Origin of the sequence: Nocardia noduli, from assembly GCF_019038455.1 — a bacterium.
In the GTDB taxonomy this organism is placed as follows: Bacteria; Actinomycetota; Actinomycetes; order Mycobacteriales; family Mycobacteriaceae; genus Nocardia; species Nocardia noduli.
The window spans coordinates 1-475 of sequence record NZ_JAFMPL010000269.1; the positions used below are offsets into that span (position 1 = coordinate 1).

The window sequence follows — 475 nt, forward strand, 5'->3', positions numbered from 1 at the left end:
GTTCCCGTTCCTGTTCATCACCATCGCGTGCGGCGCGGTCTCCGGCTTCCACGCCCTGATCTCGTCGGGCACCACGCCCAAGCTCATCGCCAGCGAGGCGGATGCCCGCTTCATCGGCTACGGCGGCATGCTGATGGAATCGTTCGTGGCGATCATGGCGCTGGTCTCGGCCTGCGTGATCGACCCGGGCGTCTACTTCACCATGAACTCGCCCGCGGCGCTCGTCGGCACCACGCCCGAGACCGCTGCCGCGGCGGTGACCAAGCTCGGCTTCGCGACCACCCCCGAGGTGATCACCCAGACCGCCGCGGATGTCGGCGAGCACACGATCATCTCGCGTGCCGGCGGCGCCCCGACGCTCGCGGTCGGCATGGCCCACATCATCTCCTCGGCCATCGGCGGCAAGGCGATGATGGCGTTCTGGTACCATTTCGCGATCCTGTTCGAGGCCCTGTTCATCCTCACGGCCGTGGAC

General features: G+C 67.8%; 1 protein-coding gene. It reads left to right on the forward strand.

The window, feature by feature from the left end; all coding sequences use genetic code 11:
• Nucleotides 1-475 (forward strand): carbon starvation CstA family protein (locus JZ792_RS43680; protein ID WP_308165653.1); only part of this gene is annotated, 475 nt, incomplete at both ends.